Annotated in this window: 17 protein-coding genes and 2 tRNA genes; 2 read left to right on the plus strand and 17 right to left on the minus strand. The window is 60.5% G+C overall.

Annotated elements, in window-relative coordinates; genetic code table 11:
- Positions 1-156 precede the first annotated feature (156 nt).
- The 14 genes from J3361_RS14555 to rnr form a co-directional block, all read right to left on the minus strand.
- The gene (locus J3361_RS14555; RefSeq protein ID WP_207965177.1) at positions 157-3,450 is read right to left on the minus strand and encodes a transglutaminase family protein; all 3,294 of its coding nucleotides are present in this window, start codon (positions 3,448-3,450) and stop codon (positions 157-159) included.
- 174 nt (positions 3,451-3,624) lie between these two features.
- Positions 3,625-4,086, minus strand: a complete 462-nt coding sequence (locus tag J3361_RS14560) for a hypothetical protein (protein ID WP_207965178.1) — start codon at positions 4,084-4,086, stop codon at positions 3,625-3,627.
- A 190-nt stretch (positions 4,087-4,276) separates the two neighbouring features.
- Positions 4,277-4,738: a hypothetical protein gene (locus tag J3361_RS14565; protein WP_207965179.1), complete on the minus strand. Its 462-nt coding sequence runs from the start codon at positions 4,736-4,738 to the stop codon at positions 4,277-4,279.
- A complete protein-coding gene (locus J3361_RS14570) occupies positions 4,739-5,200 on the minus strand; it encodes a hypothetical protein (RefSeq protein ID WP_207965180.1) in 462 nt (153 codons plus the stop codon).
- Positions 5,201-5,219: 19 nt separating this feature from the next.
- The gene (locus J3361_RS14575) at positions 5,220-5,681 is read right to left on the minus strand and encodes a hypothetical protein (RefSeq protein ID WP_207965181.1); all 462 of its coding nucleotides are present in this window, start codon (positions 5,679-5,681) and stop codon (positions 5,220-5,222) included.
- The gene (locus J3361_RS14580) at positions 5,681-6,598 is read right to left on the minus strand and encodes an NAD synthetase (RefSeq protein ID WP_207965182.1); all 918 of its coding nucleotides are present in this window, start codon (positions 6,596-6,598) and stop codon (positions 5,681-5,683) included. The genes J3361_RS14575 and J3361_RS14580 overlap by 1 nt, the downstream gene beginning before the upstream one ends.
- A 282-nt stretch (positions 6,599-6,880) precedes the next feature.
- On the minus strand, positions 6,881-9,181 hold the full coding sequence (locus tag J3361_RS14585; RefSeq protein WP_186707857.1) for a YgiQ family radical SAM protein: 2,301 nt from the start codon (positions 9,179-9,181) through the stop codon (positions 6,881-6,883).
- A 190-nt stretch (positions 9,182-9,371) separates the two neighbouring features.
- Positions 9,372-10,769, minus strand: a complete 1,398-nt coding sequence (gene dnaB / locus J3361_RS14590) for a replicative DNA helicase (RefSeq protein ID WP_027911801.1) — start codon at positions 10,767-10,769, stop codon at positions 9,372-9,374.
- A 117-nt stretch (positions 10,770-10,886) separates the two neighbouring features.
- Positions 10,887-11,333, minus strand: a complete 447-nt coding sequence (gene rplI, locus J3361_RS14595) for a 50S ribosomal protein L9 (protein WP_003186385.1) — start codon at positions 11,331-11,333, stop codon at positions 10,887-10,889.
- A gap of 18 nt (positions 11,334-11,351) precedes the next feature.
- The gene (locus J3361_RS14600) at positions 11,352-12,242 is read right to left on the minus strand and encodes a hypothetical protein (RefSeq protein WP_207965183.1); all 891 of its coding nucleotides are present in this window, start codon (positions 12,240-12,242) and stop codon (positions 11,352-11,354) included.
- Positions 12,243-12,278: 36 nt separating this feature from the next.
- Entirely contained in the window at positions 12,279-12,509 is a 231-nt protein-coding gene (gene rpsR / locus J3361_RS14605; RefSeq protein ID WP_002551829.1) for a 30S ribosomal protein S18, read from the minus strand.
- Between the two features lie 28 nt (positions 12,510-12,537).
- A complete protein-coding gene (gene rpsF, locus J3361_RS14610; protein ID WP_003186395.1) occupies positions 12,538-12,966 on the minus strand; it encodes a 30S ribosomal protein S6 in 429 nt (142 codons plus the stop codon).
- 308 nt (positions 12,967-13,274) lie between these two features.
- Complete coding sequence (gene rlmB / locus J3361_RS14615; protein ID WP_207965184.1) at positions 13,275-14,033, minus strand: 23S rRNA (guanosine(2251)-2'-O)-methyltransferase RlmB; 759 nt, start codon at positions 14,031-14,033, stop codon at positions 13,275-13,277.
- On the minus strand, positions 14,030-16,660 hold the full coding sequence (gene rnr / locus J3361_RS14620; RefSeq protein WP_207965185.1) for a ribonuclease R: 2,631 nt from the start codon (positions 16,658-16,660) through the stop codon (positions 14,030-14,032). The genes rlmB and rnr overlap by 4 nt, the downstream gene beginning before the upstream one ends.
- Before the next feature lie 227 nt (positions 16,661-16,887).
- On the opposite strand from rnr, the gene J3361_RS14625 reads away from it, so the two are divergent.
- A tRNA-Leu gene (locus J3361_RS14625) sits at positions 16,888-16,974 on the plus strand.
- A 176-nt stretch (positions 16,975-17,150) separates the two neighbouring features.
- Positions 17,151-17,237: transfer RNA gene (locus J3361_RS14630), tRNA-Leu, on the plus strand.
- A 225-nt stretch (positions 17,238-17,462) separates the two neighbouring features.
- On the opposite strand, the gene J3361_RS14635 is transcribed toward J3361_RS14630, so the two are convergent.
- The 3 genes from J3361_RS14635 to J3361_RS14645 all read right to left on the minus strand — a co-directional run bounded on the left by J3361_RS14635 (position 17,463) and on the right by J3361_RS14645 (position 22,083).
- On the minus strand, positions 17,463-19,397 hold the full coding sequence (locus tag J3361_RS14635; protein ID WP_207965186.1) for a methyl-accepting chemotaxis protein: 1,935 nt from the start codon (positions 19,395-19,397) through the stop codon (positions 17,463-17,465).
- Between the two features lie 151 nt (positions 19,398-19,548).
- Positions 19,549-20,841, minus strand: a complete 1,293-nt coding sequence (locus J3361_RS14640) for an adenylosuccinate synthase (RefSeq protein WP_003186407.1) — start codon at positions 20,839-20,841, stop codon at positions 19,549-19,551.
- Between the two features lie 54 nt (positions 20,842-20,895).
- Complete coding sequence (locus J3361_RS14645; RefSeq protein WP_207965187.1) at positions 20,896-22,083, minus strand: ATP phosphoribosyltransferase regulatory subunit; 1,188 nt, start codon at positions 22,081-22,083, stop codon at positions 20,896-20,898.
- Between the last annotated feature and the right edge of the window lie 249 nt (positions 22,084-22,332).

The raw sequence follows: 22,332 nt of genomic DNA on the forward strand, positions 1-22,332 counted from the left end.
TTTGAAGCTGCAATTATTGTGGCGAGGGGATTTATCCCCGTTGGGCTGCGCAGCAGCCCTAAAGCTGTTAGCTGAATCTTCCTGGCACACCGAGTTGCCTGGGTTTGGGCTGCTGCGCAGCCCAGCGGGGATAAATCCCCTCGCCACAAGATCCTCCTAGCGCTTTGAGGCACCCTGAAAACGTCGCAGATCGAGCGTGAGCGGAAACTCGTCATCCACCGCCAGGCTCGGTATCGGCAGTTTCCCCGGCGTATGGCCGAGCCGGAAGAAACGCGCCATGCGCCGGCTCTCGGCCTCGTTGGCGTTCACCGGCAGGCTGTCATAATTGCGCCCGCCTGGATGGGCCACGTGATACTGGCAACCGCCCACGGAACGTTGCATCCAGGTGTCGAGCAAGTCGAAGACCAGCGGTGCATGCACCGCAATAGTCGGTTGCAGGCAGTTGGCCGGTTGCCAGGCGCGGAACCGCACGCCGGCAACGAACTCGCCGACCCGACCGGTCGGTTGCAACGGCACCGCGACGCCGTTGCAGGTCAGCAGGTAGCGTTGCGGCGCCAGCCCGCTGAGTTTGACCTGCAAACGCTCCAGGGAGGAATCCACATAACGCACGGTGCCGCCCACGGCACCCTCCTCCCCCAGCACATGCCAAGGCTCTAGGGCTTGGCGCAACTGCAGCTCGATACCGCTGACCGCGTAATCGCCCACCTTGGGGAAACGGAATTCCAGGTGCGCGGCGAACCACTCGGCCCGCAACGGGTAGCCGGCGGCGTTCAGTTCGTGGATGACGTCGGCAAAATCCTGCTCGATAAAGTGCGGCAACAGGAATCGGTCATGCAGCTCGGTGCCCCAACGCGCCAGCTTCGCCGGTGCATACGGCTCACGCCAGAACCGCGCCACCAGCGCCCGTAGCAGTAATTGCTGGGCCAGACTCATGCGGGCGTGGGGCGGCATCTCGAACGCACGCAACTCCAGCAGGCCGAGACGCCCGGTGGCGCCGTCCGGTGAATAGAGCTTGTCGACACAGAATTCGGCGCGGTGGGTGTTGCCCGTCACGTCGATCAACAGGTTGCGCAACAAGCGGTCAACCAACCACGGCGGACATTCCTCGCCGGGCTGGGGCATTTGCGCGAAGGCAATTTCCAGCTCGTACAACGCGTCGTTGCGTGCCTCGTCCACGCGGGGCGCCTGGGAGGTCGGGCCGATGAACAATCCAGAAAACAAGTAGGACAACGACGGGTGGTTATGCCAGTAACTGATCAAGCTGCGTAGCAGGTCGGGACGCCGCAGGAACGGTGAGTCCGCCGGTGTCGCGCCACCCAGTACGAAATGGTTACCACCACCGGTGCCGGTGTGCCGGCCATCTATCATGAATTTCTCGGTGGTCAACCGGGTCTGTCGCGCTTCTTCGTATAAAAATTCAGTGCGCTCGACCAGCTCATCCCAAGTTGCCGAGGGCTGCACGTTGACCTCGATTACACCCGGGTCGGGGGTGACGCGGAAATTACTCAGGCGCGGGTCGCTTGGCGGCTCGTAGCCTTCCAACAGCACCGGACAGTGCAGCTCCTCAGCCGTTGCCTCGACGGCACTGACCAGCTCCAGATAATCCTCGACCCGCTCCAGCGGCGGCATGAACAAGTACAGCCGGCCTTCGCGGGCCTCGGCGCAGAAGGCGGTGCGGGTCAGCCAGTCGGCGGATTTGTCGATCTCCGGGACACACTCCTGCTCGGCCGCCGACTCGCCGTGACGCGCCAACTGCTCGGTGCCGGGCAGTTCGGGCAAATCCTGGTTCGGGTCGGTGGGGTGGATGAACGGGTACTCAGCCGCGGTCACCCAAGGCTGAGACGCCAGCGGCAAGCGATAACCCAGGGGCGAATCCCCCGGCACCAGGCGACAGTGGTTGTCCCGCAGGTACCAGCGACCGCTTTGCCACTGGTCGCCCTTGGCGGTGCGGGCCAACGGCAGGACCTGCCCGATCACTTTGTCTAGGCCCTGGCTGAAGACCTTGCGCAACCGCGCACGCTCCAAGGCGTCCTCCAGGCGTGGGTCTTCGGCCGTGACATTCGAAGGCAATGCACCTTCGCGCCAGAGGTAATAGAAATTATCTTCGTAGGCCGGGAACACGAACCGCGCAGGAATGTTCAAGCGCTCGGCGACGCTCGCCAGGAAACGTCCAGCCAGTTCGCCATCGGCGCCGTAGTCTTCCTGCTCGTCGGCGATCAACGCACTGTTGTGCCAGATCGGCACCCCGTCGCGCCGCCAATAGCAGTTGAGCGACCAGCGCGGCAATTGCTCGCCGGGGTACCACTTGCCCTGGCCGAAATGCACCAGCCCCTTGGGCGCATAGTGATTGCGCATGCGCTGGAACAGCTCGGCAGAGAGCCGGCGCTTGTCCGGTCCCAGTGCTGCGGTATTCCACTCGGCGCCGTCCGGGTCATCGATGGAGACGAAGGTCGGCTCGCCGCCCATGGTCAGGCGCACATCGCCCTCCAGCAGGTCGGCATCGATCTGCCGCCCCAGGGCCTGGATCGCCAGCCATTGCGCGTCAGTGTAAGGCTTGGTCACCCGCGGCGCTTCCCAGACCCGCTCGACGGACATTTCGTGACTGAACTCGCACTCGCACGGTTCCACCAAACCGCTGATCGGTGCCGCCGAGGACGGATCGGGACTACAGGCCAGCGGGATGTGGCCTTCCCCGGCGAACAGCCCGGACGTCGCATCCAGGCCGATCCAGCCGGCACCGGGCAGGTAGACCTCGCACCAGGCATGCAGGTCGGTGAAATCCACATCGGTGCCGGACGGGCCATCGAGGCTTTTCACGTCGGCGGTCAATTGGATCAGGTAACCGGAGACAAACCGCGCCGCCAGGCCAAGGTTGCGCAGCAACTGCACCAACAGCCAGGCCGAGTCGCGGCACGAGCCGGAGGCGTGCTCAAGTGTGTGCTCCGGGGTCTGGACGCCCGGCTCCATGCGAATCAGGTAGTTGATGTCTTCGCTCAGGCGCTGGTTGAGCGCCACCAGGAAATCCACCGCCGGCAACGGTGTGCGGTCGATGCCCTCCAGGTAGGCCTGGAACTTCGGCGTCAGCGGGAGCTTTTCCAGATAAGGCATCAGCTCATGCTTTTCGTCGGCCGCGTAGGCAAACGGGATCTTCTCGGCGTAAGGCTCAAGGAAAAAATCAAACGGATTGAACACCGCCATCTCGGCGACCAGATCGACTTCGACCCGCAGCTCATCGGTCTTTTCCGGAAACACCAACCGCGCCAGGTAATTGCCCTGGGGGTCCTGTTGCCAGTTGATGAAATGCTGCTCCGGCGAGACCTTCAGCGCGTAGGAAAGAATGCGCGTGCGGCTGTGGGGCGCCGGGCGCAGGCGAACGATCTGCGGACCGAGCTCGACCGCGCGTTCGTAGCGATAGTGTGTGACATGGTGCAATGCGACATGGATCGACACGACGTGCCTCCTGCGAGCCTGGGCGGTAACGAAAGCGGCGCAAGACTTATGCCATGCAGGCAGGCCGGACACTTTCTTTGTCTACTCAAGGCAGTAGAGCACTAAAAACGCGCGATGCCCGAATTCATCTGCAACGCAATGCACATAAATGCGGCGCTGGCCGTGCGAATTGACTCAACGGCGCGGGCGTGGGGCCTTGGCGGCCTGGATGATGAGTTTGCGTTGGCGGCGAATGTCCACGAGTTTGCCGCGCATTTCCCGATGACGCTTGCTGTTGAGCAGCGCCAGCCCCAGCAGTGGCAGCAGCACCGCGAAGAGGTACACGCCCTGATGCGGCCCATAGGCGAACGTCGGCAGCACCGCCGCCAGACAGGCCAGGAAATACCCCGCCACCCACCAGACCGCCCAGGCGCGCCCGCGAGCGATCAAGAGGTTGCCCAAGACCAGGACGAGCACCAGGACCAAGGTGCCGAGCCCGACATAGTCGGTCCTGGTTGATGGCGCCAGGGCACGCCAATAAGTGCCTGCGGACAAAACGAGCAGCGCAGACCCGGAAAAGCAGCCCAGAAAGATCGTACCCATGAACACCGGAAAATAACGGACGAGGAACTGCTTCATTGATCCGCCGCCGATCATTCGGTGAACTCCTCATACAGCCCGACGGCAACAGTCTTCACGGCACCATAGCCGGTATAACTGCCAATGATCCCCAAAGCACGGCGCTGCTCATATGAATCGTCCTTGAAGAATTGGAGAGTTGATTTTTTATTGTGCCGTGCCCTGAAGTATCTACGCCAGCTCAGATTTCTGGCCTGACGACACCGACTCAACGACGCGGTCGCGACGTCTTTGCGGACTGGAGGATGCGTTCGCGCTGATGGCGGATTTCGACGAGCTTGCTGCGCATCTCGCGGTGGCGTTTGCTGTTGAGCAGCAGGAGTCCGAGTAATGGAAAAAACAGACCTGCCGCATAGGCGATTCGATTCGGACGATAGCCAATGGTTGGTAATACACACAGCAGACAAGCTACGAACAACCCGACAAACAGCCAGATCCAACCAGGCCTGCCCCGGATGACCATGAAGTTGCTATGGACCAGAACCATTGTGCAAATAGCGATGCCTATGGCGGACAATTTTGCTTGGCTCGCCAACGGAACGCCCGCAAGGAAACCGTCGAGCAGAGCAAAGAGGGCAAACAGAAACGATATTTTCGCCACGAAGATTGCTGCAATGAAGGTTGGAAAGTAGCGCCTCATGAAATCGATGAAATTCGGATGACTTTTCATCTAGCGTCCTTTCATTTTTTTCCGCTGCCGGGTGGCAGACCTTGTCGCGATACGCTCATTGCGTAACTCCAATAGTTTTTGACGCATCTCTCGATGGCGTTTGCTATTGAGCAATAGCAACCCCAGCAACAGGAACAACAACCCAGTCACATAGGCAACGGGATGCGGTCTATAGCCGTAGGTGGGAAGGGCAATGAAGAGGCAAACGAGATAGAACACAACGATGGCCCGAACACCCCACGACCGCCCTCTGATCATGAAGAAATGACTCAACGCCAAGAGCAGAGATAGCACCAGTGCAATCAGAAAAGAATATTTAGCCCGCTCAGGATCGCCTCGAAAATAAGTACTTGAGGCCAATGAAATCGAAGCGGAAACCGCAAAACAGGCTAGAAAAAAAGCGCATATGAAGGTTGGAAAATACTGAGCAAGGAACGCGTTCAATGAATGCTTGCGGTCCATCAACTACTCCCCCCGCGCATTAGCTTGATCGGCTCCGCTGCCTGGTCTCACGCTTGATCCGCTGACGTTCGTGGCGGATCTCCAAAAGTCGAGCACGCATTTCCCGGTGACGCTTGCTACTGAGCAGCAACACACCAAGCAAGGGCCAAAACACCCCCTCCGCATATATAAACTTGTGCGGATCATATTGGATAGTCGGCAAAACGATTAGCAAGCAAGCAGCAAGTACGGCGACCATGACCCATGCGCACCAAGGTCGCCCTCGAACGATCAAATAGTTGCTGTGCACGATGACCATAGCGATGATAACGGTCGCCGCCCACCCGGAAGTCGCCCTGATATCCACTGGGACAGCTCGAAAATAAGTACTCATCGCTAACGATACCGTCGCCGAAGCAGCGAAGCAGCCTGCAAAAATGACTCCCATGAAAACAAAAAGGTAACGTACCAGAAAACTACGGATAGTCTGGTTCTGCTCCATTACTCCATCTCCTCATACAAGCCAACCGCAATGGTTTTGACATTGCCAGATATGGCGCTGCCGGCGACCCCCAATGCCGCGCCCAGAGAATCCTGTATCTGAGTAACAGTGCCATGCCTAAGCTGAGTGGGTGTGTAGCGCTTGGGAAGCCCCCCGGCAAGTTGCTTCAGCTTGATCATCCTGCGAGACATCTCCGGGTGTTTGATACTCAGCAATTCTTGGGTCAGTTTGGCTCGCTCCTGGCGATTCAAGCCTTTTAGAACGTCGCGCAAGCTTTTTCCTGTGGTTGCCTTTGCTACATTGACCAATTTGATAGTTGTGAGTGCGCTAGCCCCCGCGCCCAGCAGTGATGCTGCGTCCAATCCAATCATCACGTTCTGATACCAAGCTTCGCCATCAAGGTAGTCATTCATGGACGGATCGACTATTTCATTACGAGCCCGGTAACCACTACCCACACACTGGACGGTACTTGCAGCGGCTGCGGTATAAGCAATTGCGGACACCACCGTGCTGGCTCCAGCACTGAAAGGAATCAGCACGGTACCGCTTAGAACAACGGTCCAGCTGATAAATGCAGCAGCGCAGGCCAAACCGGTGTTCACCGCCTCAGCTACCAATCGCGATTCACGAGGATTGTCCTGTACTTGCTGGGCAAACTGAGCCGGCGCAATGTACTTCTGCGCCTCGCGCAAAATGATCCGCTTGGGCTTGATGCTGCAGATCGGCTTGAACTCACGCAGGGTCACTACATTGGATTCAGCATCGATGTACACCACACCGGCGCCGACGATACCGGGATCGGCGTCGATGGCAGCGAACAGGCGCGGCAGGTTGATCTGGCTTTCGATACGGCGGCGGGCCATCATTTGGGAGATGCTGTTGTCCATGCCGATGCCGGGTAACGGAGTGCTCATATGAATCGTCCTTGAGAATCGGAAGAAGTAAGTCTTTATCCACACACAATACTGTGGCGAGGGAGCTTGCTCCCGCTCGGCGGCGAAGCCGTCGTAAACCGGGCGGCACGGTCTATCTGGAAACCTTGCATGGGATTGTCTGGGGCCGCTTCGCAGCCCAGCGGGAGCAAGCTCCCTCGCCACAAAGGCTATGCGGGCGCCACGATAACAAACGGCCAGCACCGCCGCTAGAAAGCAAAACGCCAGCACTTAAGGCTGGCGTTTTGCGAGGCGGCGGGGCGATCAGCGCGGCACGACAGGCTTGCGCGCCGGTTTCGGGCCCTTGCCCTTGGCGGCGTCCTTGCGCTCCTTGGCGGCCTGCTGGTTGCGGGCGAATGCCGCGGCCTTGGCTTGCTCGCGCTTGTCCCATGGGTTGCCACCGTCGCTGGCGCGCGGTGGCAGGCCGGTGTGCTGGGTCAGGATCTTGGTGGTTTCCTTGCCCACCTTGTGGCTGCCGGCTGGCGTCGAGTTCTTGCGACGGGCGCTCTGGTAGCTGTCGGTGGCCGGCTGGTGCAATGGAATCAACTGGTTCTTGCCCGGCCCGATCAGGTCGGCACGGCCCATGCGGGTCAACGCTTCGCGCAGCATCGGCCAGCCTTTCGGGTCGTGATAACGCAGGAACGCCTTGTGCAGGCGGCGCTGCTCTTCGCTCTTGACGATGGTCACCCCATCGCTCTTGTAGGTGACCTTGCGCAGCGGGTTCTTGCCCGAGTGGTACATGGCGGTGGCGGTAGCCATCGGCGACGGATAGAACGCCTGCACCTGGTCGGCACGGAAACCGTTGCCCTTGAGCCACAGCGCCAGGTTCATCATGTCTTCGTCGGTAGTGCCCGGGTGGGCGGCGATGAAGTACGGAATCAGGTACTGCTCTTTCCCGGCTTCCTTGGTGTATTTCTCGAACATCCGCTTGAATTTGTCATAGCTGCCGATGCCCGGCTTCATCATCTGGTTGAGCGGGCCTTCCTCGGTGTGCTCCGGAGCGATCTTCAGGTAACCGCCGACGTGGTGGGTCACCAGTTCCTTGACGTATTCCGGCGACTCGACCGCCAGGTCATAACGCAGGCCGGAGGCGATCAGGATCTTCTTCACCCCAGGCAAGGCCCGGGCGCTGCGGTACAGCTGGATCAGCGAAGAATGGTCGGTGTTCAGGTTCGGGCAGATGCCGGGGAACACGCACGATGGCTTGCGGCACGCGGATTCGATTTCCGGGCTCTTGCAGGCAATGCGGTACATGTTCGCGGTCGGGCCGCCGAGGTCGGAAATGACCCCGGTGAAACCGGGGACCTTGTCGCGGATCTCTTCGATCTCGCGAATGATCGACTCTTCGGAACGGTTCTGGATGATCCGGCCTTCGTGCTCGGTGATCGAGCAGAACGTGCAGCCACCAAAGCAGCCGCGCATGATGTTCACCGAGAAACGGATCATCTCGTAGGCCGGGATCTTCTCCTTGCCGTACGCCGGATGTGGAACACGTGCGTAAGGCATGCCAAACACGTAGTCCATTTCTTCAGTGGTCATCGGAATGGGCGGCGGGTTGAACCAGACGTCGACTTCGCCGTGCTTCTGCACCAGGGCACGGGCGTTGCCCGGGTTGGTTTCCAGGTGCAACACGCGGTTGGCATGGGCGTAGAGCACCGCATCGCCACGGACCTTTTCCACCGACGGCAGGCGGATCACGGTCTTGTCGCGGGTCATTTTCGGGCTCGCCAGGATCTGCACGACCTTGGCTTCACTTGGATCTTCAACCGGACCTTTTTCCTGCTCGATGGCGCAGGCAGCGGTATCTTGGGTATTCACGTACGGGTTGATGATCTTGTCGATCTTGCCCGGGCGGTCGATGCGCGTGGAATCGACTTCGTACCAGCCTTGCGGCGTGTCACGACGGATAAACGCGGTGCCGCGCACATCGGTGATGTCTTCGATCTTGTGGCCATAGGACAAGCGCTGGGCGACTTCGACAATCGCCCGCTCGGCGTTGCCGTAGAGCAGGATGTCGGCGCAGGCGTCGATCAGGATCGAGTTGCGCACCCGGTCCTGCCAGTAATCGTAGTGAGCGATGCGGCGCAGGGACGCTTCGATGCCGCCGAGCACGATCGGTACATGCTTGTAGGCTTCCTTGCAGCGCTGGCTGTAGACCAGGCTCGCACGGTCCGGCCGCTTGCCCGCCAAACCACCCGGGGTGTAGGCGTCGTCGGAGCGGATTTTCTTGTCGGCGGTGTAGCGGTTGATCATCGAGTCCATGTTGCCGGCCGCGACACCGAAAAACAGGTTGGGCTCGCCGAGCTTCATGAAGTCGTCTTTGGACTGCCAGTTCGGCTGGGCAATGATCCCGACACGAAAGCCCTGGGCTTCCAGCAGACGGCCAATGATCGCCATGCCGAACGACGGGTGATCGACATAGGCATCACCGGTGACGATGATGATGTCGCACGAATCCCAGCCGAGCTGATCCATCTCCTCCCTGCTCATGGGCAGGAACGGCGCCGGGCCGAAACATTCGGCCCAGTACTTGGGATAGTCAAATAACGGCTTGGCTGCTTGCATGTCGATGACCGGTATAAAGGATGAAAAATCGCGGGCGCGGAATATAGCACAAAAAATAACCAATTCCGACGACTATGGTCGGAAATCGGCGGTCCCTCTGTGGGAGCGGGCTTGCTCGCGAAAGCGGCGTGTCAGTTGACATTGAAGTGGTCTGGCACACCGCCTTCGCGAGCAAGCCCGCTCCCACAAGTTATTCGTCGTCATCAAAATTGTAGCTACCCGGCGCCAGGTTTTCGAAACGCGTGTATTTGCCGATGAACGCCAGGCGGATAAAGCCGATCGGGCCGTTCCGCTGCTTGCCGATGATGATTTCGGCGATACCCTTGTGCTCCGTCTCCGGGTGATACACCTCGTCCCGGTAGACGAACATGATCACGTCGGCGTCCTGCTCGATCGCTCCGGATTCCCGCAAGTCGGAGTTCACCGGGCGTTTGTTGGGGCGCTGTTCCAGGGAACGGTTCAACTGGGACAGGGCCACCACCGGACAGTTGAATTCCTTGGCCAGGGCCTTGAGGGAACGGGAGATCTCGGAAATCTCGTTGGTCCGGTTGTCGCCGCTGGAACCGGGGATCTGCATCAATTGCAGGTAGTCGATCATGATCAGCGCGATGTCACCGTGTTCACGCACCAGGCGCCGGGTCCGGGCGCGCATTTCCGACGGGCTGATGCCTGCCGTATCGTCGATGAACAGCTTGCGATCGTTGAGCAGGTTGACCGCCGAGGTGAGGCGCGGCCAGTCGTCGTCTTCCAGTTGGCCGGAACGGACCTTGGTCTGGTCGATACGCCCCAGCGACGAGAGCATACGCATGATCAGCGATTCGCCTGGCATCTCGAGGGAGTACACCAGGACTGCCTTGTCGCTGCGCAGCACGGCGTTTTCCACCAGGTTCATTGCAAAGGTGGTCTTACCCATGGACGGTCGGCCGGCGACGATGATCAGGTCGGACGGTTGCAGGCCGCTGGTCTTCTCGTCGAGGTCGGTGTAGCCGGTGGACAGGCCGGTGATGGCGTTGTCGGTGTTGAACAAGGTGTCGATGCGGTCGATGGCTTTGGTCAACAGGTCGTTGACGCTCACCGGGCCGCCGGTTTTCGGCCGGGCCTCGGCGATCTGGAAGATCTGCCGCTCGGCTTCGTCAAGGATCTCGGCGGCGGTGCGGCCTTCCGGGTTGAAGGCACTGTCGGCGATCTCGGTGCTGATGCCGATCAACTGGCGCAAGGTCGCCCGCTCGCGCACGATCTGCGCATAAGCCTTGATGTTGGCGACCGACGGCGTGTTTTTCGCCAGTTCACCCAGGTAACCCAGGCCGCCCACCTGGGACGTCTGCCCTTCCTTGTCCAATTGCTCGGCCAGGGTCACGACGTCGATCGGCATGTTCTGATCGGCCAGACGGGCGATCGCACGGAAAATCAGACGGTGGTCATGCCGGTAGAAATCGCCATCGGAGACTTGATCGAGCACACGTTCCCAGGCGTTGTTGTCCAACATCAGGCCGCCCAGCACGGCCTGTTCGGCCTCGATGGAATGCGGAGGCACCTTCAGGGCAGCGGTTTGCAGATCGTATTGCTCGGGGGCGGTGATTTCGTTCATGGCCACGTCTGGTTATGAAAATCAGGAATTGCAGAAAGACAAAGGGCACGACCTGTAAACAGGATCGTGCCCGATGTTACCGGCAAGCACCCGAGGGTGCCAGCCGACAGGTGTTGCTTAGGCTGCTACCACGACAACGCGTACGGTGGCTTCAACTTCGGCGTGCAGGTGCACGGCTACGTCGAATTCGCCTACGTTGCGGATGGTGCCGTTCGGCAGACGAACTTCGCTTTTCGCAACTTCAACGCCGGAGGCGGTCAGTGCGTCAGCGATGTCGTGAGTACCGATCGAACCGAACAGCTTGCCTTCGTCGCCAGCGGTGGCAGTGATGGTCACTTCCAGCTCGGCCAGTTGGGCAGCACGGCTTTCAGCCGATGCTTTACGGTCTGCGGCGGCTTTTTCCAGCTCAGCGCGACGCTCTTCGAACGCAGCCAGGTTGGCAGCGGTCGCAGCGGTGGCTTTGCCGAAAGGCAGCAGGTAGTTACGACCGTAGCCGGCCTTAACGTTTACTTTGTCGCCCAGGTTGCCCAGGTTGGCGATTTTTTCCAGAAGGATCAGTTGCATGTGAAAATCCTCTAACTTTTAACCTTCACCGTTCGCGTTGTCGGCGTCTTTCGGCGCCATACGACCGCGAAAATCAATCAGGCTGTCGACGATGGCCAAGACCACGAGCAACGGACCGAGCAAGTGCATGAAAGGCAACAACGTCACGTATATCCCCACCAGCCAGAACGTGGCCAGTCGCTTCTGCGCCACCAGCCCGTGAATCAGGGCCAGGCCGGCGAAGACCAGCGGTACACTGCACAGCGGCAACAGGATCAGTGCATGCGGTCCGAAAAACGGAGCCACACACATGACGGCCAGCAGTGACAGCGCCACGCTCTTGGGGAATCGGATGGCGCGAAACTCGCGACCGAAACCACCGGGGTTATACAACGACGCCTGCCAATAGCGCCCAAGAATCAGGCACAGCACGCTAAAGATCTGCGACGATAACGCTATCGAAATGATCATCAGCGGAGCGCTCAGGGCGGTGAAAAGCGCCTTCTGGTCTGCCGAGAAAGTCTCGTAGACCTCACCCATCGCCAGCGGCAGGACGTGTTCGAACGTCTGCGCCAGTGACTCGATGAAGGAACTGAAGACAGTTCCCAGGCTCACCGCACACAACAACCCCACGGCCACGCTGCACAGCAGCACACGGTTCCAGGTATGGCCGGCGCGCAAAACCAACGCCAGGCCACTCGCCCCGAGCAACACCAGGAGTGTTGTCGGGTCCCTCAGGAAGTACCAGCTCACCAACGCTGACAGCAACCCGAAACCCAGGACGCCCAAGGCGTCCGAACCGCGCCGCAGGAGCACAAGGCATCCAGCGGCGGCACTCAACCAGAACAACAGCGGCAATGCCGCGGATCCGGCCACAACCAGCGTGGCCTGCACGCGTCCCCGCATGATGAAGTCAGCTAAGGCGCGCATGCATTCAATCCCTTACTACTCGTCGACTGCCCGGTCTCAGCGGCCGTGGCTGTCGGTGTAGGCCAGCAGGGCCAGGAAGCGGGCGCGCTTGATAGCGGTGGCCAGCTGACGCTGATAACGAGCTTTGGTACCGGTGATACGGCTTGGAACGATTTTGCCGGTCTCGGATACGTAGGCTTTCAGAGTGTTGAGATCTTTGTAATCGATCTCTTTCACGTCTTCAGCGGTGAAGCGGCAGAATTTACGACGACGGAAGAAACGTGCCATGTGATTGGCTCCTTAAAAGGTCCGTGGATTACTCGTCAGCGTTATCGCTGTTGTCGCTGTCGCTATCGCTGTCATCGCCATCGGCGCTGTCAGAGTGCTCAGGACGGTCGCGACGCTCACGGCGCTCACTGCGGTTTTCTTCAGCCTTGAGCATCTCGGATTGGCCGGTGACGGCTTCTTCGCGACGGATGACCAGGTTACGGATCACTGCATCGTTGTAGCGGAAGTTGTCTTCCAGCTCGGCCAGGGCCTTGCCAGTGCACTCAACGTTCAGCATCACGTAGTGAGCCTTGTGAACATTGTTGATTGCGTAGGCCAGTTGACGACGGCCCCAATCTTCCAGACGGTGGATTTTGCCGCCGTCTTCTTCGATCAGCTTGGTGTAACGCTCAACCATGCCGCCGACTTGCTCGCTTTGATCCGGGTGGACCAAAAAGATGATTTCGTAATGACGCATGAATGCTCCTTACGGGTTGTAGCCTGCCGCTCAAAAACGGTCAGACAAGGAGTGAATGACACTTATGGACTTGAGGACGCTAGACACATAAGTGCCTGCCATCACAGCAAGGGGCGCAATTGTAGAGAAGGGGCGAAGGCGGCGCAAGGCAATTGGCGATTATTTGAACAACCACCAATTCCTCCGTACACACCAAACCAATGTGGGAGCGGGCTTGCTCGCGAATGCGGCCTGACATTCAACCTATTTGCCGAATGACACTCCGCTTTCGCGAGCAAGCCCGCTCCCACAATTGATTTACGCCTGGATCAGGGCTTTTTGGAGACAGCCTTGACGCTACGCTGGCGCAGCGCCTCGAACAGGCACACGCCGGTGGCCACCGAGACGTTGAGGCTGCTGACGCTACCTGCCATCGGCAGCTTGACCAGGTAGTCGCAATGCTCGCGGGTCAGGCGGCGCATGCCCTTGCCTTCGGCGCCCATGATCAGGATCGTCGGGCCCGTCAGGTCCTGGTCATAAATGCTGACCTCGGCCTCACCCGCCGTCCCGACGACCCACAGGCCGCGCTGCTGGAGTTTTTCCAGGGTGCGCGCCAGGTTGGTCACCGCCACCAACGGAATCACTTCCGCCGCGCCACAAGCGACTTTACGCACCACCGGCGTCAGCGTCGCCGACTTGTCCTTGGGCACGATCACCGCCAACGCACCGGCCGCATCCGCCGAACGCAGGCAGGCGCCGAGGTTGTGGGGATCGGTTACGCCGTCCAGCACCAGCAACAGCGGCGCGCCTTCGGTACGGTCGAGCAGCTCGTCGAGCATGGCTTCGCCCCAGACCTGGCTCGGACTGACGTCCGCAACCACGCCCTGGTGAACGCCCTCGACCCACGCGTCCATTTCACGACGCTCGGCCTGGCCGATGGCAACCTTGTTTTGGGTAGCCAGCTCGACCAGCGCTTGCACACGCGGCTCGCTGCGACCTTCCGCCAACCACACTTGCTTGACGCGTTTGGGGTGGTGACGCAGCAGGGCTTCTACGGCGTGCACGCCGTAGATTTTTTCCAGACTCATGACTTGGCCTTAGGTTTGCGCGACCCGCCGCTTTTCGCGGGGGCCGAACCCGCTTTTGGCGGGCCTTTACGGTGTTTGCTTGGCTTGCTCGACGACTTTTCCGCCCCGTGGGACTTTCCCCCAGACGCCGCTTTACCACCGCTTTTTGCTTCGTTGAGCAACTGCTGTTTCAACTCGCGGCTCTTGCGCAGCTCGGCGTTTTTCGCGGCTGCGTCGCTGGGGCGGTAGGCTTCGGGAGCCTTGTCCTTGGTAGACGAACGGCGACCAGCCTTGGCTGGCTCAGGCGCTGCGGTTTTTGCCGGGGCACCCTTGCCCTTGCTCGCAGGCGCTGCGGTCTCGCTGCCGCGTTTTTTACGGCCAGTCGGTGCTTCGGCAGGCTTGTCGGACATTCCGAAGTCGATCTTGCGCTCATCGAGGTCGACGCGCATGACCTGCACTTCCACGGTGTCGCCCAGGCGGAAGCTACGACCGGTGCGCTCGCCCGCCAGGCGGTGATGCACAGGATCAAAGTGGTAGTAATCACCCGGCAAGGCGGTGACGTGCACCAGGCCCTCGACGTAGATGTCGGTCAGTTCGACAAACAAACCAAAGCCGGTCACCGCCGTGATCACGCCAGGGAACGACTCGCCCACGCGATCTTTCATGAACTCGCACTTGAGCCAGTTCACCACGTCGCGGGTCGCTTCGTCGGCACGGCGCTCGCTCATGGAGCACTGCTCGCCCAACTGTTCCAGGGCCGCTTCGTCGTACGGATAGATCCGTGCCTTCGGAATGGTCATGGCACCGGCGCGCTTGACGTGCGGGGTGTTCTGCTTGGAATGGATCACGCTGCGGATCGCGCGGTGCGTGAGCAGGTCCGGGTAACGGCGGATCGGCGAGGTGAAGTGGGTGTACGCCTCGTAATTCAGACCGAAGTGGCCCTGGTTATCGGCGCTGTACACCGCCTGGCTCAAGGAGCGCAGCATCACGGTCTGGATCACATGGTAATCCGGACGGTCCTTGATGCTGGCCAGCAGTGCCTGGTAGTCCTTCGGCGTCGGGCCGTCCTTGCCTTTGTGCAGGGACAGGCCGAGCTCGCCAAGGAAGGCGCGCAGTTTTTCCAGGCGTTCCGGCGGCGGGCCGTCGTGCACGCGGTACAACGCCGGAATCTCGTGCTTCTTGAGGAATTCAGCGGTGGCCACGTTGGCCGCCAGCATGCACTCTTCGATCAGCTTGTGCGCATCGTTACGGGTGGTCGGGGTGATCGCGGCGATCTTGCGCTCGGAACCGAAGACAATCCGGGTTTCCTGGGTCTCGAAATCGATCGCGCCACGCACATGACGGGCACCCAGCAACACCTTGTACAGCGAATACAGCTGCTTGAGGTGCGGCACCACGCCAGAGTATTCGGTACGCAGGGCCTTGGCTTCACTGGTCTTCGGCGTTTCCAGGATGGTGCTGACCTTGTTGTAGGTCAGGCGCGCCTGGGAGTGGATCACCGCTTCGTAGAACTGGTAGTCGGTCATTTCGCCGGTTTTGGAGATGGTCATCTCGCACACCATGGCCAAACGGTCGACTTTCGGGTTCAGCGAGCACAGGCCGTTGGACAGCTGCTCAGGCAGCATCGGGATCACGCGCTCAGGGAAATACACGGAGTTGCCGCGCACCTGGGCTTCGTTATCCAGGGCCGAACCGATCTTCACGTAGCTGGACACGTCGGCAATCGCGACGAACAACTTCCAGCCGCCGGAGAACAGGCGCAATTTGCCGGGCTTGGCTTCGCAGTAGACCGCATCGTCGAAGTCGCGAGCATCTTCGCCGTCGATGGTGACGAACGGCAGATGGCGCAAGTCGATGCGTTTTTCTTTGTCTTTCTCTTCGACTTCCGGCTTGAGCTTGGCGGCTTCCTTGAGGACAGCCTCGGGCCAGACGTGAGGAATATCGTAGGTGCGCAGCGCAACGTCGATCTCCATGCCCGGCGCCATGTAGTTGCCGACCACTTCAACGATATCGCCCTGGGGCTGGAAGCGCGCCGTGGGCCAGTGGGTGATTTTCACCTCGACGAACTGCCCCACCTTCGCGGCGCCGTTACGGCCCGGGGTGATCAGCACTTCCTGCTGGACCTTCGGGTTATCCGGCACGACGAAACCGATGCCGCCTTCTTCGAAGTAACGGCCAACGATACTTTCATGGGCGCGGGACACCACCTCGACGATCACGCCTTCACGGCGACCGCGGCGGTCCAGGCCGGACACGCGAGCCAGGGCCCGATCGCCGTCGAACACCAGGCGCATTTGCGCCGGGCTCATGAACAGGTCGTCGCTGCCATCGTCCGGGATCAGGAAGCCGAAGCCGTCACGGTGACCGGCGATGCGACCGAGGATCAGGTCGAGCTTGTCCACCGGCGCATAGGTGCCGCGCCGGGTGTAGATCAGTTGAGCGTCGCGCTCCATGGCGCGCAGACGGCGGCGCAGGGCTTCGAGTTGGTCCTCGGTGGTCAGACCGAACTCTTCGACCAACTGCTCGCGGCTAGCAGGCGAACCCCGATCGGCGAGATGCGCCAGGATCAGTTCACGGCTAGGAATAGGGTTTTCATATTTTTCCGCTTCACGAGCGGCCTCGGGATCGAGGGACTGCCAATCGGCCATTAGAGAGTTTTCACCTTGTCTATATGCGGGTTAGTTTGGCATAGGCTTAATGAAACGGGAAATTTCAAGCATTCGATAGCGTTTCCAGCGTCATTTGGCCAGCCCTTTGGCACCCCGGGAAGCACCGCTCGTGAAATTTAGCGGTTTTTTTCTCCGCAGGGGTTTACAGTTAAAAACACGCTCCGTATAGTGCGCGCCATCGACGACGTACACACGTTGCCGATACTGCCCAGATGGTGAAATTGGTAGACACGCCAGCTTCAGGTGCTGGTGACCGCAAGGTCGTGGAAGTTCGAGTCTTCTTCTGGGCACCAATTTCGAGCAGCAGGTCAATGGCTTGCAAGCTCAACAAAAACCCGCGAAAGCGGGTTTTTGCATTTCTGCCCCCTGGATTTGCGCTTGGCAATTACTAAAACAAAAACAGGGGTTTACAGATCAAAACGCGCTCCGTATAGTGCGCGACATCAACAGCGGCAACGCTGAAGATGCTGCCCAGATGGTGAAATTGGTAGACACGCCAGCTTCAGGTGCTGGTGACCGCAAGGTCGTGGAAGTTCGAGTCTTCTTCTGGGCACCAATTCAAGCTTCAAGGTTACAGCCTTGAACCTCACAGAAACCCGCGAAAGCGGGTTTTTGCGTTTCTGGGTATTGGAAAGCAGACACGAATGCATTCGAGGCATTGAAACCGCTTTCGCGAGCAGGCTCGCTCCCACAGTTGACCTCAAGCGCCCACAGATTCTGCGTTCACTGTAATCCCCCTGTGGGAGCGAGCCTGCTCGCGATTAGGCCGGCTCAAACAACGCTAAGCCCTGAACTGCCCCAAACTTGCCTTCAACTGCGCCGCCAGACTGTCCAGCACCTTGCCGCTGGCGGTGGTCTCCACCACAGCCTGAGCCGCCTTCTCGGCCTGGGCATGGATGGTTTCCACCCGCCCACGCACCGCTTGCGCGCCCTGGGCTTGATGGGCCGCCGCCTGGGTCGCCAAACCGATGGCCGCATGCACCTGCTCGACGGACGCCTGCACCGACTGCTGCAACCGCGCACTGTCTCGCAGCACCAACAAGCCCTCACTGGCCTGGCGCCCGGCCTGGCCAATGGCGGCCACCGCCTCGCGAGCGCCTTGCTGCAAGGCCACGATGTGCGCCTGGATATCGCCCGTCGAGCTTTGGGTCTTGCTCGCCAACGCCCGCACCTCATCCGCCACCACGGCGAAACCGCGCCCGGTTTCCCCGGCACGCGCCGCCTCGATGGCTGCGTTCAAGGCCAGCAAGTTGGTCTGCTCGGCGATGCCGTGAATCACGGTCAGCACCACTTCGATCTGTTCGCTCTGCTGCGCCAGCCGTTCGATCACTTTCGCCCCAGTGTCCACCTGACCAGCCAGCGCCTCGATCAAGCCCCCGACCTTGGCCGACGTCCGCGTGTTTTCATCGGTGGCCTGGCGGATTTCCACCACTTGTTGCAGTGCCGCCTGCATTGCCTGACTTTCCGATTGAGCTTCGTCAGCCATTTGCGACAGCGCACGCAGGCTCTCGGCCACTTCATCGCGCTGCATCCCGGCCGCCGCATCGGCGCCGGAGTTGCGCAAGGTCATAGCGCCAATTTCCACACCGGTACGCTGGGCCACATCGCCCGCCTCGCGCACGATGGGCTGCAACTTATCCACAAAGCGATTGACCGCCGAGGCCATGTCGCCGATTTCGTCCTTACTGTTGATTTGCACCCGCTTGGTCAGGTCGCCCTCGCCCGCCGCCAGATCGTTCATGGCCGCGATCAGCAACTTCAAGCGATTGACCACCCGACGCCCCAGCACCACGGCCAGCAGCGCCAGCACGCCGAAGCCCACCAGCGCCAAGCCCAGGCCAATGCGCCAGCGCAAAGTGCCTGCGGCTTCCTGAACAGTGGAGGCGGTATTGGTTTGCATCTGCGTGGCCGTGGCCTGGGCCGACTCCAGGCGACCGCGCATGGCGGTGGCGCTGTCAGCCGCCGCGCCTTTGAGACTGTCGCCGACCAATTGATCACTGCTGGCGATCAAGGCCGCGAAGCGCTGGTCCAACGCCTTCAGGTCGGTTTCAACGGAAGCCGTGGAAACCCCCATCAAGACCTTGCCGATCTCTACGCCGTTGGGGTTGATCGAGGCCTCGAGGTAATACACAGACGGATCGTTCTTCGCCGCGTCCAGCACCTTGTCCAACGCCCGCTCGCCTTTGCCCTTCTCCAGCAGCGCCTTGTTGATCGGGTTTTCCCGGTTCAGGTAGCGAGTCAAGTGCTCACCGTTGGCGTCGTCATAGATGACGAACAGCACGTTGGGATTGCGCTGGGCCCGACGGGCGAATTCAGAGAGGGTGGGCACGTCGTTATCCCACATCGCGCGCGGCGCAACGGATGCCAGGAGTTGCGCCATATCATTGGCGGAGTCCTTGAGCGATTGCTCGAGCGTCCTGCGCAACTGCGCTTGTTCGTCCTTCAGGCGCGCCGACAAACCGACGGTAAGGCGCTGACGAGTACTGGCAGACAAACTATCCAGGCTCGAGGTGACCTCGCGCCCAGCCTGCTCCAGCTCGCCAGACAATTTCTGACTATCAACCCCCAGCCGAGCCCCTAGTTCGGCCTCCAACGCGGTGACCGTGCTTCGAGTCAGCGCGACGGCCACCAGAACTTGCACCAAAAGGGCGATACCCAGGGTAACGAACACAGGCCGCAACAGACGGCTTTGTAACAGTGAGAGAACGGCCGACACAGGGGAATCCCTCTACTAAACGCCATTAAATTGATGGCACTTCAAAGAAGTACTTATTATTAACGATGCATAGCAAAGGTCGTGCCGTTCGACCCACAGAGACGACAAAGGCCCCAAACGAGGGGCCTTTGTGTTTTACATCAACGACTTATCAAGCAAACGGATGACGCAGAACGATGGTTTCGTTGCGGTCCGGCCCCGTCGAAATAATGTCGATCGGCGCGCCGACCAACTCTTCGACGCGCTTGATGTAGTTGCGCGCGGCCACCGGCAGCTCTTCCAGGGTCTTGGCGCCCACGGTCGATTCGGTCCAGCCCGGCATCTGCTCGTACACCGGCTCCAGGCCGATGTAGCTGTCGGCATCGGTCGGTGCGTCGATGACGGCGCCGTCCTGATTCTTGTAGCCCACGCAGATGTTGATGGTTTCCAGGCCGTCCAGCACGTCCAGCTTGGTCAGGCACAGGCCCGAGATGCTGTTGACGTCGATGGCACGACGCAGGATGACGGCATCGAACCAGCCGCAACGACGGGCACGGCCGGTGGTAGCACCGAACTCGTGACCACGCTTGGCCAGGAAGGCGCCGACGTCATCGAACAGCTCAGTCGGGAATGGACCCGAACCGACGCGCGTGGTGTAGGCCTTGGTGATGCCCAGGATGTAGTCCAGGTACATAGGACCGAAACCCGAACCAGTGGCGATGCCGCCGGCAGTGGTGTTGGAGCTGGTGACGTACGGGTAGGTACCGTGGTCGATGTCCAGCAGCGAACCCTGGGCACCTTCGAACATGATGTCCTTGCCGGCGCGACGCAGCTCGTGCAGCTCGGCAGTGACATCGAGCATCATCGGCTTGAGCAGCTCGGCGTACTCCATGCACTCGTCCAGGGTTTTCTGGAAGTCGATGGCCGGTTCTTTGTAGTAATTGACCAGGACAAAGTTGTGGTAGTCCAGCAACTCACCCAGCTTGGCGGCGAAACGCTCACGGTGGAACAAGTCACCGATGCGCAGGCCACGACGGGCCACCTTGTCTTCGTAGGCCGGGCCGATGCCACGACCGGTGGTGCCGATCTTCAGCTCGCCACGGGCCTTTTCACGGGCCTGGTCCAGCGCAACGTGGTAGGACAGGATCAGCGGGCAAGACGGGCTGATACGCAGGCGTTCGCGCACCGGTACGCCTTTTTCTTCCAGCTTGATGATTTCCCGCAGCAAGGCGTCGGGCGCAACCACCACACCGTTGCCGATCAGGCACTGGACGCCTTCGCGCAGCACGCCCGACGGAATCAGGTGCAGGACGGTTTTCTCACCGTCGATCACCAAGGTGTGACCTGCGTTGTGGCCACCCTGGTAGCGCACTACGGCGGCAGCATGTTCGGTCAGCAGATCAACGATCTTGCCTTTGCCCTCATCACCCCACTGGGTGCCCAGGACTACGACATTCTTACCCATAACACTTGTCCTCATTCGCGCAAACTTGGTGCCGGCTTCGGCCGGCGGGAAAACTCAAGAAGCCAGCGGCAATACTTGCCAAAGCCCGTTCTGCTGAATCAATTGCCGGTCGCAGTCCGCTTCACGGGCGGCGGCCAAAGGCTGCCCTGGCAAAGCCTGGACAACACGCTGACCCTCACTGCGCAACTGGCAGACCGCCTGCCAGAGTGCCGCATCCGTACTGTCAGGCATCCAGATACCGCCAGACGGTAGCTCGACTTCAGCACGCCCCAGGGTCACCAGGGTTTTCAAATCGGTAGAGAAACCGGTCGCCGGACGGGCGCGACCGAAGTCCGCTCCGATGTCGTCATAACGGCCGCCCTGGGCGATGGACTGCCCCACGCCCGGTACGAACACCGCGAACACGACACCGGTGTGATAGTGATAACCGCGCAACTCGCCCAGGTCGAAATACAGCGGCAACTCGGGGAAGCGCACCGACAGACGCTCGGCAATTGCCAGCAAGTCGTCCAGCGCGGCCAACACCGGCGCCGGCGCATGGGCCAGGCGTTCACGGGCCGCAGCCAATACTTCACGCCCGCCACACAGGTCCACCAGCGCCCGCAGCATGCCCGACAGATCGGCCGGCAGGCCCTCGGTCAGGCTGATGACTTCGTCGATGGCCTTGCGCTGCAGGGCATCGAACAGTTGCTGCTCCACTTCGCCGGACAAACCGGCCGCACGGGCCAGGCCGCGATAGATGCCGACATGCCCCAGGTCCATGTGGACATCCGGCACGTCAGCCAGTCGCAGCATGGCCAGCATCAGGCTGATGACTTCCACGTCGCTGCTCGGGCTGGCATCGCCATACAACTCGGCGCCCAATTGGATCGGGCTGCGCGAAGAGGACAAGGCACGCGGCTGGGCATGCAGCACGCTGCCGGCATAGCACAGGCGGCTCGGGCCCTCGCGGCGCAGGGTGTGGGCGTCGATGCGCGCCACTTGCGGCGTGATGTCGGCACGAAAGCCCATCTGCCGACCCGACTGCGGATCGATTACCTTGAAGGTGCGCAGGTCCAGGTCCTGGCCCGCGCCGGTGAGCAGGGATTCCAGGTACTCGATATGCGGAGTGACGACGAACTCGTAACCCCAGCTCTGGAACAGATCCAACACCTGCCGACGCGCTACTTCGATACGCGCAGCTTCCGGTGGCAGTACTTCTTCGATGCCATCTGGCAGCAGCCAGCGGTCTACCGTTGCCATTACGCCATTCCCCTATGGTCCGGGCGGCCAGCTTTCGGACTGGCCTTGAGTGAAGCAGAAAATGCCTGCGCCAGGCGCGCACCTTGGACAAAAAACGCGCAAGAGCGACGTGACGAATGGCCCACAATCGGCCTCGCCCGGCACTTCCCTCGAAAAATCTGTCGAGTCGTTCAACCCGACGCCTGCACCTATAAACCGCAATCGAACGTGCAGACGCAAAAAAGCCGGGAATTTCCCGGCTGCCGCATC

Origin of the sequence: Pseudomonas sp. OA65 (assembly GCF_017498305.1) — a bacterium.
In the GTDB taxonomy this organism is placed as follows: domain Bacteria; phylum Pseudomonadota; class Gammaproteobacteria; order Pseudomonadales; family Pseudomonadaceae; genus Aquipseudomonas; species Aquipseudomonas zanjanensis.

Coding starts and splice junctions, on each gene's coding strand:
- J3361_RS14570 (WP_207965180.1), bottom strand. CDS start 5,200: ATGGACCGCAAGCATTCATTGAACGCGTTCCTTGCTCAGTATTTTCCA.
- rpsF (WP_003186395.1), bottom strand. CDS start 12,966: ATGCGTCATTACGAAATCATCTTTTTGGTCCACCCGGATCAAAGCGAG.
- rlmB (WP_207965184.1), bottom strand. CDS start 14,033: ATGAGTCTGGAAAAAATCTACGGCGTGCACGCCGTAGAAGCCCTGCTG.
- rplI (WP_003186385.1), bottom strand. CDS start 11,333: ATGCAACTGATCCTTCTGGAAAAAATCGCCAACCTGGGCAACCTGGGC.
- J3361_RS14640 (WP_003186407.1), bottom strand. CDS start 20,841: ATGGGTAAGAATGTCGTAGTCCTGGGCACCCAGTGGGGTGATGAGGGC.
- J3361_RS14600 (WP_207965183.1), bottom strand. CDS start 12,242: ATGCGCGCCTTAGCTGACTTCATCATGCGGGGACGCGTGCAGGCCACG.
- dnaB (WP_027911801.1), bottom strand. CDS start 10,769: ATGAACGAAATCACCGCCCCCGAGCAATACGATCTGCAAACCGCTGCC.
- J3361_RS14585 (WP_186707857.1), bottom strand. CDS start 9,181: ATGCAAGCAGCCAAGCCGTTATTTGACTATCCCAAGTACTGGGCCGAA.
- J3361_RS14645 (WP_207965187.1), bottom strand. CDS start 22,083: ATGGCAACGGTAGACCGCTGGCTGCTGCCAGATGGCATCGAAGAAGTA.
- J3361_RS14565 (WP_207965179.1), bottom strand. CDS start 4,738: ATGAAAAGTCATCCGAATTTCATCGATTTCATGAGGCGCTACTTTCCA.
- J3361_RS14580 (WP_207965182.1), bottom strand. CDS start 6,598: ATGAGCACTCCGTTACCCGGCATCGGCATGGACAACAGCATCTCCCAA.
- J3361_RS14560 (WP_207965178.1), bottom strand. CDS start 4,086: ATGATCGGCGGCGGATCAATGAAGCAGTTCCTCGTCCGTTATTTTCCG.
- J3361_RS14575 (WP_207965181.1), bottom strand. CDS start 5,681: ATGGAGCAGAACCAGACTATCCGTAGTTTTCTGGTACGTTACCTTTTT.
- rpsR (WP_002551829.1), bottom strand. CDS start 12,509: ATGGCACGTTTCTTCCGTCGTCGTAAATTCTGCCGCTTCACCGCTGAA.
- rnr (WP_207965185.1), bottom strand. CDS start 16,660: ATGGCCGATTGGCAGTCCCTCGATCCCGAGGCCGCTCGTGAAGCGGAA.